This is a genomic window from Nocardiopsis quinghaiensis, from assembly GCF_008638365.1.
In the GTDB taxonomy this organism is placed as follows: Bacteria; Actinomycetota; Actinomycetes; order Streptosporangiales; family Streptosporangiaceae; genus Nocardiopsis; species Nocardiopsis quinghaiensis.
Window position 1 is genome coordinate 303061 of sequence record NZ_VWVU01000005.1, and the last position, 17391, is coordinate 320451.

12 protein-coding genes are annotated in these 17391 nt (G+C 71.5%); 9 read left to right on the forward strand and 3 right to left on the reverse strand.

What is annotated here, in order from left to right:
• Positions 1-25: 25 nt before the first annotated feature.
• From FYX01_RS13695 to FYX01_RS13710, 4 genes are all read left to right on the forward strand, one after another.
• Positions 26-1345, forward strand: coding sequence for a family 2 encapsulin nanocompartment cargo protein terpene cyclase (locus FYX01_RS13695; protein WP_150241221.1), 1320 nt, complete (start codon positions 26-28; stop codon positions 1343-1345).
• A gap of 113 nt (positions 1346-1458) precedes the next feature.
• Positions 1459-2313 carry a geranyl diphosphate 2-C-methyltransferase gene (locus tag FYX01_RS13700; protein WP_150241223.1) on the forward strand — a complete coding sequence of 285 codons (855 nt, stop codon included), beginning with the start codon at positions 1459-1461 and terminating at the stop codon, positions 2311-2313.
• Positions 2314-2391: 78 nt separating this feature from the next.
• Positions 2392-2991, forward strand: a complete 600-nt coding sequence (idi, locus tag FYX01_RS13705) for an isopentenyl-diphosphate Delta-isomerase (RefSeq protein ID WP_150241225.1) — start codon at positions 2392-2394, stop codon at positions 2989-2991.
• A gap of 353 nt (positions 2992-3344) precedes the next feature.
• The gene (locus tag FYX01_RS13710) at positions 3345-4154 is read left to right on the forward strand and encodes an SAM-dependent methyltransferase (RefSeq protein ID WP_150241227.1); all 810 of its coding nucleotides are present in this window, start codon (positions 3345-3347) and stop codon (positions 4152-4154) included.
• 486 nt (positions 4155-4640) lie between these two features.
• Here the strand turns inward: FYX01_RS13710 and FYX01_RS13715 are convergent, their stop codons facing one another.
• Complete coding sequence (locus FYX01_RS13715) at positions 4641-5699, reverse strand: hypothetical protein (protein ID WP_150241228.1); 1059 nt, start codon at positions 5697-5699, stop codon at positions 4641-4643.
• Positions 5700-5944: 245 nt separating this feature from the next.
• Here FYX01_RS13715 and FYX01_RS13720 point away from each other — a divergent pair, with 245 nt between their 5' ends.
• Positions 5945-6127 (forward strand): hypothetical protein, encoded by a 183-nt coding sequence (locus FYX01_RS13720; protein WP_150241230.1) that lies wholly within the window; start codon positions 5945-5947, stop codon positions 6125-6127.
• 636 nt (positions 6128-6763) lie between these two features.
• Here the strand turns inward: FYX01_RS13720 and FYX01_RS13725 are convergent.
• Positions 6764-7582: a metallophosphoesterase family protein gene (locus tag FYX01_RS13725; RefSeq protein WP_150241232.1), complete on the reverse strand. Its 819-nt coding sequence runs from the start codon at positions 7580-7582 to the stop codon at positions 6764-6766.
• 40 nt (positions 7583-7622) lie between these two features.
• Complete coding sequence (locus tag FYX01_RS13730) at positions 7623-8147, reverse strand: DoxX family protein (RefSeq protein ID WP_150241234.1); 525 nt, start codon at positions 8145-8147, stop codon at positions 7623-7625.
• 394 nt (positions 8148-8541) lie between these two features.
• Here FYX01_RS13730 and FYX01_RS13735 point away from each other — a divergent pair, with 394 nt between their 5' ends.
• From FYX01_RS13735 to FYX01_RS13750, 4 genes are all read left to right on the forward strand, one after another.
• On the forward strand, positions 8542-9981 hold the full coding sequence (locus FYX01_RS13735; RefSeq protein WP_150241236.1) for a sodium/glutamate symporter: 1440 nt from the start codon (positions 8542-8544) through the stop codon (positions 9979-9981).
• Between the two features lie 163 nt (positions 9982-10144).
• Positions 10145-11674, forward strand: coding sequence for a TIGR02677 family protein (locus FYX01_RS13740; protein WP_150241239.1), 1530 nt, complete (start codon positions 10145-10147; stop codon positions 11672-11674).
• Positions 11674-13146, forward strand: coding sequence for a DUF2398 family protein (locus FYX01_RS13745; protein WP_223830448.1), 1473 nt, complete (start codon positions 11674-11676; stop codon positions 13144-13146). The genes FYX01_RS13740 and FYX01_RS13745 overlap by 1 nt, the downstream gene beginning before the upstream one ends.
• A complete protein-coding gene (locus FYX01_RS13750) occupies positions 13146-17381 on the forward strand; it encodes a TIGR02680 family protein (protein WP_150241240.1) in 4236 nt (1411 codons plus the stop codon). The genes FYX01_RS13745 and FYX01_RS13750 overlap by 1 nt, the downstream gene beginning before the upstream one ends.
• Positions 17382-17391 lie beyond the last annotated feature (10 nt).

Genomic DNA, 17391 nt, shown 5'->3' on the forward strand with positions numbered 1-17391 from the left:
TGAGACGGTGTCACCGCTGTCCAGGATGTCAGCCCCCGCCGTCTCCCCGGAGGTGGCGGACCTGGTGGGGGCCCTGCTCCGCGACCCGCGGCGCCCGGGGAAACGGGACCTGCTGGCGCCCGCGTCCGCACCGGCCCCGCGGACACCGCCCGCGCCCCGGCTGCCCGTCGGGCGCTCGGGGATCGGGACGTCGGCGCTCCGGCTCCGGCTGTCCCCGCGGCACGCGGCCGACCAGAGCCCGAGCACCGCCGCCGCGGGCATCGCACCGGGCGTTCCCGCCCATCCGGTGGGCGCGCGTCTCCCCGGGACCCCCACCACCGACGCCGCCCATCCGCGGGACGGGGCGGAGCGTCCGGAGGGCGACGGTCCACGGGAGAAGCGGGTCGAGCAGGTCCCGGCGCTGTACTGCCCGCCCGCCGTGCGCGACGACCCCGCCCTGGGCGAGGAGGTCGACGACCGGCTGGTCGAGTGGGCCGAGGAGGTGGGGGTCTACCCCGGTCAGCTCGACCGCGTCCGCGCGGCCGGGTTCGGACGCCTCATCATGCTCGCCCACCCCGAGACCGACGACCCCGACCGGCTGCTGGCGGCCGCCAAGTGCGCCCTGTCCGAGTGGTCGGTGGACGACCACTACGTCGACGGCGAGGTGGAGGAGGCCCGTCCGGAGACGCTCGGCCGGCGCCTGGCGATCGCGCACTCGGTCATCGACCAGGCCCACCTGCCGCGGCGCTACGCGCCCCAGCTGGAGGAGGTCGTCCGCGGGGACCCCGTTATGGTCGCCCTCCGTTCCAGCCTGGCCAACCTGGGCGCCTACGCCACGGCGGCACAGGTGCGCAGGCTCCGCCACGAGCTGGCGATCATGTTCGTGGCCTACAACCAGGAGGCCGTCTGGCTGGCCACCGGGCACAGGCCGCCGGTCTGGGAGTTCCTCATGCACCGGCACGAGAACAGCTTCGTGCCGTGCATGGCGCTCATCGACCCGGTCGCCGGATACGAGCTCCCCTGGGCGGAGTTCGCCCAGCCGAGCGTGCGCCGCGTGTTCACCCTGGCGGGAAGCGCGAGCGTGATCGTGAACGACCTGTACTCGATGGGCAAGGAGGACGTCACCGACCTCAGCCTGCCCAGACTGATCGCCACCGAGGACGACTGCTCGCTGGGCGAGGCCGTCCAGCGCACCGTCGACGTCCACGACGAGCTGATGCACGCCTTCGAGGCCGAGGCCGCCGCCCTGGCCCTCAGCGGCTCACCGGAACTGCGCCGCTTCCTGTGGGGCCTGTGGGCCTGGCTCGGCGGCAGCCGTGAATGGCACGCCCGCAGCCCCCGCTACCACGGCGCGGACAGCTCCTGAGCGGGGGAGCGGCCCCGTACGGCCCGCCCTGATCCGCCCTTCACCCCGATCCGCCTGCTCGCCCGGTCCGGCCCCGGCCGACCGGGACACCACACGACAAGGAGTTCTCCCTCATGACCGAGACCATGGCCCCCAACGTCCTGCGCACCGCCTACCAGAAGTCCGTGGCGGCGTACTGGAACGCCGAGAAGGACCCCGTCAACATCCGGCTCGGCGAGGTCGACGGCCTGTACCACCACCACTACGGGATCGGCGACTACGACCCCTCCGTGCTGGAGGGCCCGGAGGAGACCCGTGACGAGCGCGTCATCCGGGAGATGCACCGCCTGGAGACGGCGCAGGCGAACCTGCTCCTGGACCACCTGGGACGGATCTCACCGGACGACCGGATCATGGACACCGGCTCGGGGCGGGGCGGCACCAGCTTCATGGCCCACCAGCGCTTCGGCTGCCACGTGGACGGGGTGACGATCTCCGAGCAGCAGGTCGCCTTCGCCAACGGGCAGGCCGAGGAGAGGGGTGTGGCCGACCGGGTGCGGTTCCACTTCCGCAACATGCTCGACACCGGCTTCGGAACGGGTTCCCTGCGCGCCAGCTGGAACAACGAGTCCACCATGTACGTGGACCTGTTCGACCTCTTCCGCGAGCACGCCCGCCTGCTGGAGTACGGCGGCCGCTACGTCACCATCACCGGATGCTACAACGACGTCACCGGAGGTCGCTCCAAGGCCGTCAGCCGCATCGACGAGCACTACACCTGCAACATCCACTCCCGCAGCGAGTACTTCAGGGCGATGGCGGCCAACAGCCTCGTCCCGATCGAGGTCGTCGACCTCACCGCGAGCACGATCCCGTACTGGGAGCTGCGTGCGCGGTCCTCGGTGGCCACCGGGATCGAGGACCCCTTCCTCACCGCGTACCGGGAGGGGAGCTTCCACTACCTGCTCATCGCGGCCGACCGCGTCTGACGCGTCGCGCGGCGGCGCGGACCCCGCGCCGCCGCGACCCCGCATCCGCCGTCGAACGTTCGAACGTGAGGGACGCCCATGCCCACCAGTCCAGCCGCCGACCACCGTTCCACCGCATCCTTGGCCGACCCCGGCGCCGAGCCGGTCATGCTCGAACTGGTCGACGAGAACGGGACGACGATCGGTACCGCGGAGAAGGTCTCCGCGCACCTGCCCCCCGGGCGACTGCACCGGGCCTTCTCCGTCTTCCTCTTCGACGACCGGGGCCGCCTGCTGCTCCAGCGCCGCGCCCTCGGCAAGTACCACTCGCCCGGGGTGTGGTCCAACACCTGCTGCGGCCATCCCCACCCCGGGGAGCCGCCCTTCGTGGCCGCCGCCCGGCGCACCTGCGAGGAACTGGGCGCGGCCCCAGCGCTCATGCGCGAGGCCGGGACGGTGCGCTACAACCACCCGGACCCCGACTCCGGTCTGGTGGAACAGGAGTACAACCACCTCTTCGTGGGACTGGTGCGCGGTCGGCTCCGCCCCGATCCGGACGAGGTCGCCGAGACCGCGTTCGCCGGCTCCGCCGAGCTGGAGCGCATGTGCGAGACCCTGCCGTTCTCGGCGTGGTTCCCCACCGTGGTCGACGCCGTGCTGCCCGCGGTGCGCGAACTGACCGGAAGCCCCGACTGGTGACTCCACCCGTACGTGCGGTGCGCGCCGTGCGGTGGTGACGGTGCGGGGCGCCCGGACGAAGCGGCGCCCCGCACCGAGCGGTCGGTGCGCCGGGTCAGTCCCCCCGCGGCCGGGCCTCACCGCGTGGCCGTACCGTTCGGGCCGTGCGGGCCGTGCGCCCGTGGCAGCGCTGTGGGTGCCGCCGGAACGCCGCGGGGAACCGCACGGGCGGGCCGGTGGCGCTCACGCTCGCTCCGGGTGCCGCCGGGGAGAAGCGAGCTCGGAGCGAGGCGGGCGAGGGACCAAAGGCCGGTGCGCGGCCTTCGGTCTCGCTCGTAGGTTGTGGGTGTCCGCCCCCTCACCCCTGGAGCACGATGACCACCCCACCCCCCGTCGACACCACGGTGTCGCACTCGGCGCGTGTCTGGAACTACTGGCTGGGCGGCAAGGACCACTATCCCGTCGACCGGGAGGCGGGCGACCAGATCGTCGCGGTCCTGCCCGAGATCGTGGACATCGCCCTGGCCACCCGCGGCTTCCTCACGCGCGTCGTCACCCACCTGGTCAGGAACGAGGGCATCGTCCAGTTCCTGGACATCGGCGCCGGTCTGCCCACCGCCAACAACACCCACGAGGTCGCCCAGGCCGCGAACCCCGCCGCGCGGGTGGTCTACGTCGACAACGACCCGCTGGTGCTGGCCCACGCGTGCGCCCTGCTGGCCGGGACTCCCGAGGGCGCCACCGACTACGTGCACGCCGACCTGCGCGATCCCGCGGCCATCCTGGCGGAGGCGGGGAGGACACTGGACCGGGGGCGGCCGGTGGCGGTGATCCTGCTCGGCGTCCTGCCCTTCGTGGGCGACGACGCCGAGGCCGGGGCGATCCTGGACCACCTGATGGGCGCGCTGGCCCCGGGCAGCTTCCTGGCGATCGTGCACAGCACCAGTGCGGTGACGGGGGAGACGATGGCCGAGGCGGTGCGCCTGTGGAACGAGGCCGGGTCGGCGGTCTACCACCTGCGCACCCCCGAGCGGCTCACCGCCCTGTTCGGTGGCCTGGAACTGGTGGAGCCTGGCGTGGTCTCCTGCCCGCTGTGGCGGCCCGAGCCCGCCCAGGTGGAGTGGGCCAGGGAGATGGACGAGTTCTGCGGCCTGGCCCGCAAACCCGGAGGCGCCACGGTGTGAGCCTCCTTCGGCGCCCGTTCCGGGTTCCGCTCCGGTGCCGCGTTCGGCCGGGAAACCCGGGAGGGCGGGGCGGATATCGGGAGGCGAGGTTCTCAGGAGGTCGGGGGAGGCCGGGAGAAATATGCGGGATAAGAAATAGGATTCCCGTCGCCCACCCTTTTTAAACCTTCGCCCCAAGAACAATGGGATAAACAACATTACTTTGGTCGGGACTCTTGGAATTCGAGATGGGTTTGGCTACCGTGTCTTGTGCGGGCGGGCCGGTAGGCTGGCGAGGGTCCGTCGGGGAAGGGAAGCATGGACAACGGAGAGAACTGAGGTCCGACACACATGCGCCCGGCCCGATCAGGGAGCCGGGCGCGCCAGAAAAGCACCAGTGGCGCCTGGGGCCACTCGGTGGAATTCAGCCGTCGTTTTCCATTGACGTTCTCTCTTGCTTGTGCAGGTTTCTGCGTGCTTGTGCAGGTTTTCTGCGTAAAATATGTATTAGCCTGGCCACACCCATGATATACCGTAGCGCAGGTCGGGTGTGATGTCTTCGTTCTCGAATATCCTGTAGAGGTATCTCCCCTCGTCGAGGTGCTCCAGATGCCGGCCCTCGCTGATCGGCGGTTCCAGTTCTCCTTCGACCTCCTGGGAACTGACGAACCACCACGCGCGGACAGGAAGATGCGGTTCCCGGAACCTGAGATGGAACTCGATGCGCTTGGTGAAGGACGTGCGAGGACGCCACACGATGACGGGCCTGCACGTGGCGTCGCTGTTCACGTTGATCCGGGATCCGAAGGAGTAGACGCCGTCCGTGGGGGCGAGGTCCTTGTGGATGCTGATCCTGGCGAGAAGGTCGCCGCTGACGGTCTCGGAGCGTTCGACCACACGGCAGCCGTAGAGACTCTCGATGTCCAGCAAACCGGTCTTGTTCTCGTTGAAGTACCGGTGGGTCACCGTCAGATCGGGACTGGTCTGCGGTGAGGTCGCCCTCACCCACCGCGTGACGTCCTGGGTCCGTAGGACGCCGGTGTCGGAGAAAGCGCACGAGTAGGAGATCGCCTCCACCGCGAGTTCTCCCTGGGGCGCGATCGGGCGCAGCGGGAAATCATGCAGATGGGCCCGGTCGGACACCTGGTGGCCGTTGTCCAGGTAGCGGGAGACCTGTTCTATCGCCTTGTTCTCGCGCCGCTCCATGGTGCGCAGGCTGTCCACATGGAGGCGTCGCATCTCGGAGTCCGGTGAATTCCTCAGGTCGCGGTTGTAGTCCTTGCGGCGCTCCATCAGGGTGCGCTGCTGGTATCGCAGATCCAGCCGCAGCGCCACAAGCAGGGACTCGCGGAACTTGGGGTCTTCGATGGAATCTATGAGGTGCGTGAGCTCCATGATCAGGCGGTCGGCGGTGACCTCTTCCCCTCGGGCCTCGATCCTCTCCCGAATCGAGCGTTCGAGAAGGATGCTCTCCGACAGTCTGTCCGACGTGCAGCCGATTCCCCGGCGCAGTTCTCTCAGGGCATGCTCGTACTCGCCCTGTGCACGGGGAATGTTGACGTACATCGGATGTACCCTTCACGTCCCTTGGGTGTGCGCTTATCCGCGAATAGTCCCCAAAATGGACATTTCCGGATGTGAAGGGTTTAGCTTAACCTTGAGCCGGGTCCTCCGCAAGAGGCCCTGAACTCAGGCCCCATAGTAACCATCAAGTCACTGACCTTGCCTCAGGTTCGACGCGTTTCCCGCTTGTTCTTCCGCCTGTGGGACGGCCTCGCAGAAGAGACAAAGGATCATCGGAGGTGTGCGTCGTGAACGTCACCGTCATCCTGGTCGCCGCTACCGCCATCACGTTCTTCCTCGTCGGGGCCGTTCTGGTCGCGACCTTCGCCATGGCCGCCCTGGCCCACAATCAGAACCGCATGCAGAGGCGGTTGCGCCACTGGCAGGACGAGGCCGCGCGCCTGAGCCGGGTCGGCGAGACCGAGAGCTGACTCCCGCCGCCCCCACCGATCCCGCCGGCCCCGCTGGCCTGGCCGGTCCCGTCTCCCCGCGGTGCGGGCCGCACCGCGGGGGCGGGTGCGGACGTGGCGGTGCGCCTCCATCGGTCATCCGGAAACTCCCCGGTCGTCCTCTCGGCCCCGGCCGGGCATGTCATTCCCCGTGGGGAATGCACATCACAAAATGTCATGAATTCAGGAGAATCATCGCGGCGAGTGGGCGGAGTCCCGTGAGGGCTCCTGCCCGTGGGTTCCCACTGGTCAAAGCCTTACGTGAGTGTGTGGGGGCAGGTGAGGGCGCGTATGTGCAGTTGTTGACCTGGATAAGGGCCTAGATAGGTATTGGACAACCTTTTCTCGCTTCGTGTGGAAAAAAATCCGGTATCCCTTGCGCCTTTCGAATGTCCCCTCCTAGGATGATCATCAGTTCACGAAGAGGCTTCCGCCGCCAGCGGGTCCGGCCGGTTCGTGCAGGCAATTCCCTCCCCCTCCCCCCGGTCCGTCCCGTGAGGTCCCCTCAACCTTGCGGGACGGACACACCAACGGGGGAGAGAGCCCCGGTCGGTGCCGGCCGGGGCGGATCCCCGCCTTCCGAAGCGGAGGGCGGTGGAGCCTGGAGCCCGTTCGGCCCTACGGCAGGATGCGGCGCGGTCCCTCGGGCGGGAGCGGGCGCGCGCCCCACTCCCGGGGGTAGCCGAGGGAGACCTCCACGTGGGGAACGCCGTCGACCACGATCGTGCGCGGGATGTGCAGGTGCCCGTAGACGACGGCGCGTGCCCGGTAGCGCACGTGCCAGTCGGCGGTGGCCTCGGTGCCGCACCACTGGGCGAACTCGGGGTAGCGCAGGACCCGCGTGGGCTCGCGCACGAGCGGAAAGTGGTTGACCAGCACGGTGGGCAGGTCCGGATCGAGGGAGTCCAGCCGCGAGCGCGTGTACTCCAACCGGGCACGGCACCAGGCGTCGCGCCCGGGATGGGGATCGGGGTGGAGCAGGTACTCGTCGGTGCACACCACCCCCGCCTCGTGGGCGACGGCCAGCGCCTCCTCCTTGGTGCTGGTTCCCCCGGGGCGGAAAGTGTGGTCGTAGAGCACGAACAGGGGAGCCACGGCGACGGGGCCGTCGGGCCCGGGCCAGAGGGGGTAGGGGTCCTCGGGAGTGTGCACGCCCAGGCCGCGCAGGGCCTCGACCAGGTACCGGTAGCGCTCCTCCCCGCGCAGTTGGAGGGGGTCCGCGGGCACGGTCCACAGATCATGGTTGCCGGGCACCCAGACCACGGTGGCGAACCGGTCGGCCAGCAGTTCCATCGCCCAGAGGATGTCGGTGGTCGTCTCGGCGACGTCCCCGGCCACCAGGAGCCAGTCGTCCTTCGACTCCGGCCGCAGGGCCTCGGTGAAGGCACGGTTGCCGCCGTGCCGGACGTGCAGGTCGCTGATGGCCAGCAGGCTCATCCCACCGTTCCCCCCGTGTCGGCGCCGGTCCGCGGTCACCCTACACAGCCCTCCGGTGCCCGGCCCCGGCGGGCTCCGTCCCGTCGCCTGCCCGAGGCGCGGCCGGGGCCGTGCGGCGCCCACCGCGCAGGTGGTGGACGAGTACGGCGAGCACCGCGGCCAGGAACACCGCCTGCATCGCGGTGCGGACCGGCAGGTCGTCGGTCAGGCCCGTGTTCACCTGTGCGGTGATCGCATAGGCGTTCGCCGGGAACATCACGACCAGGAGGGCGCCGAGCCCGGCCGCGGCCCAGGGAGAGGTCCGAGCCCACAGCAGACCCGCCGCACCGGCCAGTTCGAGGACCCCGGTGACGGTGACCAGCAGGTCGGGCGCGGGCAGCGCGGGCGGGACCATCGAGATCATCTCTTCGCGCATGCCCACGAAGTGGGACACGCCGGTCAGGGTGAACATGGCGGCGAGCCCGCCGCGTAGAGCCGACGGCCATGAGCGCAGGGGGCGTACGCCCGCGGCGCCGAGGGCGAGCAGCAGGGCGGTGGTGCAGACGAGGGCGATGAGGGGTGCCATGGGGTTTCCTCCTGGGCCGGACGCAGAATCTTTCCGCTGGAGATATTCCTCCGCTCGCCTTTATCTTGTCAATGGAAAGATGAGTCCTGTGTCCTTGGGAACCCACGCAGCCGGGGGAGGGGCTTCCCTCTCTCGGCGGCGCTTCCATGCGGGTCCGAGACGGCTGGCTTACCGTGACGGAACCGGCACCCCTCGGTCGTGAGCGTTACGCTCCGACTCCGCCGGGTAGCGGCAGGGCGCGTGGGGGAGGCACGAGGGTGGGCCGGTCGCGGCCGCCCGCGGTCCGTGGTGGCCTCTGTCTCCCGCCACGGACCCGACTCCGAGGCGTACCCGCCCGGCACGACCGTGCCCGGCGGCGTACCCCTCTCCCCGCGGGACGGCCTGAGAGGTGGAGATGACCCCTGACACCGTCGGACTCGCACTCCTGCTTCTGGGAGCGCTGCTGCTGGTAGTGAAGATGATCCGGGTCAGGTGGAAGCTGCCGCGGAGACTGCACCTACCCGGCTCGGTCATCGGCGGCGGTATCGCGCTGCTCCTGGGCCCCGGCGTCCTCGGAAACCTCATGGGATGGCTCTCCGACCAGGGATGGGGCGGGGGCTTCACCGCGGGCCTGGCCCGGGGAGGTCTCTTCGGTCCCGACGTGGTCTCGGTCTGGTCCGCGCTGCCCGGCCTGCTCATCCCGGTGGTCTTCGCCACCCTCTTCCTGGGCAAGCCCCTACCCCGTTTCCGCGAGGCCGCGAGCCTGGCGGGACCCAATCTCGCCTTCGGCGTCACCGTCGCGAGCGGCCAGTACGTGATCGGACTGCTGCTCGCGCTGCTGGTGCTCGCCCCGCTGTTCGACGTGCCGGTGATCTCCGGAGCGCTGATCGAGATCGGCTTCATGGGAGGGAACGGCACCGCGGTGGGTATGGGCGACACCTTCGACCAGGCGGGCTGGGCCGCGGGCCAGGACCTGGCCCTGGGCCTCGCCACCGTCGGCCTGCTGTCCGGGGTCGTCGTCGGCGTCGTCCTCCTCAACCGGGGCGCGAGCCGAGGCGAGACCAGTTTCATCGGCCCCGAGGCCGGGAGCACCGCAGGGGAGCGGGCCGGGCTGATCGAACGGGAGGAGCGCTCACCGGGCTCGACCATGACGGTCCACCCCTCCTCCATAGACCCGTTGACACTCCACGTCGGCCTGATCGCCCTCGCGGTGCTGATCGGCCAGCTTCTACTCATGGGGCTGCAGTGGCTGGAGCGGGTGCTGTGGGCCGACATCCTCCAGATCATGGTCTACGTGCCGCTGTTCCCGCTGGCCATGGTCGGCGGCCTCCTCCTCCAGCTGCTCATCGGTCGCTTCGACCGGAACGACGTCGTGGACCAGAGGAGCGTCGAGCGGGTCCAGGGCCTGTCACTGGACATGCTGATCCTCACCTCGATCGGCACCGTTCCGCTGCGGGGCATCGCCGCCGACTTCGCCGTCTTCGCCATCCTGGCCGTCGCGGGCGTCCTGTGGTCGGTGTGCGCCTTCCTGTTCCTGGCACCCCGCATGATGCCCGGCTACTGGTTCGAGCGCGGTCTCGGCGAGTTCGGCAAGTCGCTCGGCATCACCGCCACCGGCCTTGCACTGATGCGCATGGTCGACCCGGAGATGAAGTCGCCCGCGTACCTGGCGTTCGGCTACAAGCAGTTGCTCTTCGAACCGTTCTTCGCGGGCGGCCTGGTCACCGCGGCCGCGATCCCGCTGATCCTCAGCCCCCATGTGGGGCCGGTGGGCTTCCTGGCGGCCATGGCGGTCCTGCTGGTGGTCAGCCTGTCCACGGGCCTGTTCGTGCTCGGTCGCGGGCGCCGACGTTAGGGTTCCGACGGGCTGCCCGGCGCGGCGATCTCCACGCGCCCTCCCGTGAATCGGTCCTGTGGAAAACGGGTGTACCGTCTCTTCGGTCACTTAGCGTCATTGACGTGGGGGCGTCCGCGGGACGCCCGGGCAGGCACGCGCACACCAACCGAAGGGATGGCCCATGGTCGAACGCAGAGCCCTCGACATGGACTCCCTGGCGATCAGCGACCGGTTCCGCCTGTTCAACTTCACCCGGCGCGACGACCACGTCACCTACCTGTGGATCCTGCGGGCCATGGACCGCCTGCGCGAGGTCCACCAGGTCCAGGTGGCCCCCGACGACGTCGCCGCCGCCCTGCGCGAACTCGCGGCGTCCCACGACCAGGTGCCCGTCGCCGACCGGAACCTGCGCGACCGCCTGGACGAACTCCACGCCGACCGCGTCGTGCACCGCTTCGACGACGCCTCCCGGGCCGGGAACCTCACGCGCTACCGCAACCGCCAGTCGGTGTACCAGTTCAGCGAACTCGGCTACTGGGCCTACCAGGCGGTCGAGAACCTGCTGGGCGCCCGCATCGAGGACGTCAACCTGTCACGGCTGGTCTTCTCCGAGGTCCTGGACGACCTGCGCGCCCTGGCCGAGGCCAACCGCACCGGACAGGACGAACAGGTCTACCGCAGGCTCTCGCGCCTGGACTCGGCCATGGAGGACATGGGGCGTCGCTCTGCCCAGTTCCACGTCACCCTGGGTGAGATCCTGCGCTCCACCGACGCCTCCCCGGACATGTTCCTGCGGCACAAGAACGCCCTGCTGGTGCACATGAGCGACTTCATGGCCGAACTCGACCGCTACCTGCCCCGCCTGGACCGGGCCGTGCGCGAGGTGGAGGCGACCGGGCTGGCCACACTGCTGTCCCGCGCCTCCGAGCGCGACGAGCGCCTGTTCATGGAGCGCGACGAGCGCCTGGCGGACTGGCGGCGCCGCTGGCAGGCCCTGCGCGCCTGGTTCGCCTCCGACGACGCCATGCCCACACGCGCCGCCGAACTGCACTCGGCCACCCGCTCGGCGGTCTCGGGCGTCATCGCCCTGCTGCGCCAGATCACCGAGGCCCAGCGCGGCGGCGTCAACCGCTCCACCCAGCTGAGGCACCTGGCCGAGTGGGTGTTCAACACCCCCGACGACGGCGCCGCGCACGCACTGATGGGTGCCGCCTTCAACGTCCGCTCCGCCCGCCACCTGGGCGTGGCCCACGACGACGAGGAACAGATCCCGCCCGACATGACCTGGTGGGACGCTCCCGGGGTGGAGGTGTCGGTGACCCTGTTCCGCAGCGGCACCGCGCCCACCACGGGTGTGCCCAGGCCGGTGCGGCGCAACCCCGGCGCCCAGGCGCGTTTGCGCGGACAGCAGGTCGCCGACCGGTCCGCCGAACGCGAGGCCGCCGCCCGCCTGATCGAACGGGGCGCCCACGACCGGGTCCTGGGCGAGGCCGACACCCGCGTCCTGCTGCGCCTGGTCACCCGCGCCCTGGAGGGGCGCACGGTCGTCGCCGGACGCCTGTCCTCGGCCACGGGCGCGGGCGACGGCACCATGGTCCGCCTGGTCCCCGATCCGGCGGGCAGCACCGTCCGCACCAGCCAGGGCCGACTCCACCTGCCGGGCCTGCGCCTGGAGGTCGTCGGCCACCGGACCCGAACGAAGAACGTGTGATGCCCCGACTCTTCGCCCGCACGGTCGCCCCCGCCGACCTGGGCTCCTACCAGCAGGCCATGCGCCGTGTCCTGACGTGCGACCTCATCACCGCCGCGCGCCCGCGCACCGGCGTCCTGGACCAGGTACTGCGCTGGGCCGACGAACTGGCCGCCGACCTGGAGCGGCTCTTCGGCTACACCCTGGTCGCCACCACCGGCCACGTGCGCCTGGTCCGCGAACTCGACGCCCTGGACCCCACCCAGCGCCAGACCTTCTCGCGCAGGAGCAGGCCCTTCGACCGGCGCAGGCTCGCCTACCTGTGCCTGCTGCTGGCCGCCTTCCAGCGCTCGCAGATCGAGATCAGCCTCGCCGACCTGGTCGGTCGCCTCACCCCCACCGCCAACGCCGTCGGGGGGCTGGGCTACGACCCCACCGACGGCACGCACAAGGCCGCGCTGGTCGACGTCGCCCACTGGCTGGTGGACCGGGGCGCCCTGCACCTGTCCGACGGGTCCCTGGAGGCGTGGGCGGCGGGAGGCGAGCAGGGCGACGCCCTCTTCGACATCGACCACGAGGTGTGCGAGGTGCTGTTCCGCCCGGCGCGTCCGGTCCAGCACCTCAACAGCGCCGCCGGGCTGCTCTCCGACCCGCTCACCGAGGGTTCGCTGCGCGAGCGGGCGGCCCGCCGGGCCCGGCGGCTGCTGGTGGAGCGGCCGGTCGTGTACTACGCCGACGTCGAACCCGTGGTCGCCGCCGTCCTGCGCGGCCGGGGCGTGGCCGAGGACCTGGCCCGCGCCACCGGGCTCAGGGTCGAGCGCCGGGCCGAGGGCGTCCTGCTGGCCGACCCCGCGGGCACCTTCACCGACCGGCCCTTCCCCGGCAGGGGCGGTGCGGTCAACCGCACCGCCGGACTGCTGCTGGCCAAGGTGGCCGATCTGCTGGAGACCTCCCTGGCCGCGCTGGTCGTGCTGCCCGTGCCCCCGCACGCCGTCGACCAGGCCGAACTCGTCCGGCTCGTGGACGCCGGACTGCCCCGCGACGGTGTCGTGGCCGAACTCGCCTGGAGCGGGGAGCCCTCCTCGGGGACACGGGAGGGCGAGGCGTCCGCGCGACTGGAGGTCCCCCTGGTCGAGCACGGCCGGTGGGAGACCATGATCCACGAACTCTTCGCGGAGTTCGGCGCCTCCTCCTTCGGCGGCGCCTGGCAGCAGGACCCCTACGGCCTGCTGGACGCCGCTCTGGACCTGCTCACCGAGCTCTCCCTGGTCCGGCCGGTCCCCGGCGGCGCCCTGGTGCTCCCGGCCGCCTCCCGCTACCGCAACCTCCAGGGCGCGCTGCCCGAACGCGCCGACGGGGGCCAGCTGCCCCTGGGGCTGTCCGACACCCGGACCCCCGACGACGCGCTCCCCTCCGACGGGGCGCCCGCCACCCCCGAAGAGGCCGGTGCGCCCGCCACCGCAGCCGACCACACTCCCGCGGAAGGAAACTGATGTCCCCCAGGAGCGACCGATTCCGGCCCAGCCGCGCCGGTGTGATCAACGTCTGGGACTACGTCGACGAGGAGTTCGTGTTCGCCGACGGGCGCCTCGTCCTGCGCGGACACAACGGCTCGGGGAAGACCAAGGCACTGGAGGTGCTCTTCCCGTTCGTCCTGGACGGGTACACCGACGCCCGCCGCCTCGATCCCTTCAGCGGCCAGAACCGCACCATGAAGTCCAACCTGCTCTACCGCGGCCAGGACGCCGAGTACGGGTACGTGTGGACGGAGTTCGCCCGCCCGGCCCCGGCGCCGGGGGACGCGGGCACCGAGACGGTCACCCTGGTCATCGGGCTGCGCGCGCACAGGCACCGCGACGGCGTCATCCCCTCCTTCTTCGTCACCGACCAGCGCCTGGGCGTGGACTTCGGCCTGCTCGCCTCCGACGGGCGCCCGCTGACCGAGAGGCAGCTCAAGGCGGCCCTGGGCGAGACCGCCTTCCAGTCCACCGCCGCCGACTACCGCAGGGCCGTGGACGCCCGCCTGTTCGGCCTCGGAGAGCGCTACGTCCAGTTGCTCGACCTGCTCCTGGCGCTGCGCCGCCCCCTGCTGGCCAAGGACCTGGACCCCGAGAAGGTCTCCGAGACCCTCACCAGCGGACTGAGCCCCCTGGACGAGGAGCTCGTCGACCAGGCCGCCCGCGACTTCACCAACCTGGCCGCGGTGCAGCGCCGCTTCGACCAGGCCACCACCGCGCACGCCGCGACCACGGCCTTCGTGGAGGAGTACGCCTCCTACCTCACCCTCCACGCCCGCCACCGCCTGGCCCGCGTGCGCACCGCCACCGGTCAGACCGCCGAGCAGGCCCGTGCCATCACCGGTGCCCGCGACACCCGCGAGCGGGCCACCCTCGCGCACGCGACCGCGACCAAGCAGTCCGAGGAGCACGACGCCGAGGTCCGCCGGCTCGCGGCGCGCAGGAGCGGGCTGGAGGCGCACGAGGCCTTCCGCAGCCACGCCGCCCTGGAGGTCGAGCGCACGCACAGCACCGAGACCGCTCTCCAGCTGGAGGAGCAGCGGGGCAGTCTCGACGAGCAGGCCGGAGAGGTCGCCGCCCTGCGGCGGGAGGCCGACCAGGTCGCCGCCAGCCTCGAACACGGACGGTCCCGCACCCGTGAACTGGCCGCGGAACTGGCCGAGGCCGTCGTGCAGGCCGGACTCGACCACGACGGCGAGGGCCCCGTCGACACCGGCGACGACCTGCCCGTCACCGCCCAGGCGCGCGCCACCGCCCGCCGCGCCGACGTGGCGGCGGTACGCGAACGCCTCAGTGACCTCGCCCGTGCCGAGACCGCGCGCGGCACCGCCGAGAGGGCCGACGCCCAGGCCGACGACAGGCTCCGGTCGCGCGAACAGGAATGCGAGCGGGCGGACGGGGAGCTGGCCGCCGCCCGCCGCACCGCCGCCGAGGCGCTCACCGTGTGGACCGAGCACTGGACCGGGGGCCCGGCCCCGGTCACCGACACCGCATGCGTGAGGGCACTGACCGAAGCCCTGGAGGGCTTCGGCGAACCCGGGACCCCCACCCTGGCGGAGGTCTACGGCGAGCACACCGACCAGCAGCGCCTGGACGCCGCCGCGCACGTGCGCACCCTGGAGACCCGCCGCGACCAGCTCGACGCCGAGGTCGAACTGCTCACCCGCGAACGCGAGGACATCGCCGCCGAACGCGACGACGCGCCGCCCGCCGACGACCTGCGCACCGCCTCGCGCGAGGGCCGCCCCGGCGCCCCGCTGTGGCAACTGGTCCGTTTCGCCGACGGGGTCCCCGACTCCGACACCGCGGCGGTCGAGGGCGCCCTGTACGGCGCGGGCCTGCTCACCGCCTGGGTGCACCCCGACGCCGACGCCACCCGCGCCGCCCTCGCCGACGGCGACGCCGACGCCTACCTGCTGCCCGGCGACACCACCGTCGTGGACAGGGGCCCCACCCTGGCCGACGTGCTGGTGCCCGAGGAACAGGACCTGGTCCCCGAGCACGTCATCGCCCGTGTCCTGGAGTCGGTACGCCTCACCGACACCGGCGGTGCCGGGGGAGCGGTCGCGCACACGGTCAGCACCCGGGCGCACTTCGCCCAGGGGATCCTCGTGGGCTCGCACCCCAAGGCCGCCCCCGAGTTCGTCGGGGCCACCAACCGCGCCCACCGCCGCCGCGAACGCCTGGCCGACCGCGACGCACGCATCGCCGGGCTCACCGAACGGCGCACGCGGATCACCGGGCAGATCGACCGGGCGGGCGAACTCCTCCAGGCCTTCGCCCGGGCGCGCACGGCCCTGCCCGACACCGCCCCCGTCGACCGGGGCGTGCGCCGGGTCGCGGAGCAGTCCGCCCTGCTGGCCTCGGCGCGTGCCGAGAGCGAGGAGCGCCGCCGCGACCTGGACGCCGCGGTCGCCGAGGTGGACGCCCACCGCCACCAGGTGCGCGCGGTGGCCACCGAACGCGCCATGCCCGTCCACCCCGAGGCCGTGGACGCCGTCGCCCGGGCCGTGGACGACTTCATGGCGAGCGCCCGCGCCCTGCACGCCGCCCGCACCGAGGTCGCCCGGCACACCACCGACCTGGACGGCCGCATGGAGACCGTCACCCGGCTGAGCGGGCGGCTGGAGCAGGACCGCGAACGCCACGAGGAACGGGTACGCGAGCACGAGCGGGCCGCCGCCGAGCTGGCCGCCAAGCTGGACGGCATCAGCGCCCCCGTCCAGGAGCTCATGGCCGAGCTGGAACAGGTCAAGGAGGAGCTGCGCGGGGCCCGCGAGGCCCACCAGCGCGCGGAACGGGAGGCCGCGGCGGCCCACGAGTCGATGATCCGGGCCGACGAGAAACTGGAGGGCGGACAGAGGGCCCTCACCGAGGCGTTCGCCACCCTGTTCGAGCAGGCCGACGCCTTCGCCGCCCTCACCCATCCCGACCTGCGCGCCACCCTGGGCGTGGACACCGCGTCCGCATGGCCCGACCGGAACTCCTGGCCTACCGCCGGACGGGCCGCCGAGCAGATCCTGGAGTCGGTCTCCGCCGACCCCGAGGCGGTCGTGCGCTCCGTGCTGCCCGGTCAGGCCGCGGACCTGTTCGACGCCTTCGACGCCGTCGTCGGCTCCGGCCCGGCCGTCAACGACAGCGACCTCAAGTCCGCCTCCACCAGGATCTCCCACGCCCTGCGCGTCTTCCAGGACACCCTGGGCGGCGACGCCGAGGGCTACCGGGTCGACCACGACCTCGGCGTCAGCGGGGTCATCACGGTGTTCGTCAACGACGAGACCGGCCGCAACCCCGTCTCCGCCTTCGCCCGCGTCATCGCCGAACGGGTCGAGGAGCAGGGCGCGCTGCTGCGCGACGAGGAGCGTGGCGTCCTGGAGGACGAACTGCTCACCGGGATCGCCCAGCAGATCCACGAGCGGGTGCGTATCGCCCGCGACCTGGTCGCCGGGATGGACCGCGACACCCGCTCGCGCCGCATGTCCTCGGGGACGCAGATCGGGATCCGCTGGAGCCGCTCGGACCGCGTCACCGAACACCAGGCCATCGCCGCACGCCTGCTCAAACGCGACACCACCGGCCTGGGCGACTCGGGGCTGACCCAGTTGCGCGAGGTCCTGCGGGAGATGATCAGCGAGCACCACGCCGCCCACCCCCGCGCCACCTACAAACAGGTCCTGTCGGCGGTACTGGACTACCGCACCTGGTACCGGTTCGAGCTGCGCATGGCCGTGCCCGGGCAGGAGGAGGTCAAGCTCACCAAGAACAAGCACGAGCAGATGTCGGGCGGGGAGAAGTCCGCCGCGATCCACCTGCCGCTGTTCGCCGCCGCCAACGCCCTGTACACCTCCGCCAGGCCCACCTGCCCCCGGACGGTGGCCCTGGACGAGGCCTTCGCCGGGATCGACGACCGCTACAAGCCCGAGCTCATGGGGCTGACGGTCACCTTCGACCTGGACATGTTCATGACCGGGCACGACCTGTGGGTGCATTACGACAGTGTTCCCATGGCCGCCCACTACGACATGCACCACGACAAGGGCGCGCACACCGTCTCGGCGATGCTCATGCTCTGGGACGGCACCCAGACCGTCGACGCAGACGCCGGGTTCTCCGGCAACGAGGAGCTGGCCGCCGAGCTGCTGGGCATCACCCCCAGCCGGTTCGCCCCGCTGTCGTCGGCCGGAACACTGCTGGAGGAGACCGGTGAGTGAGGGGACCGTT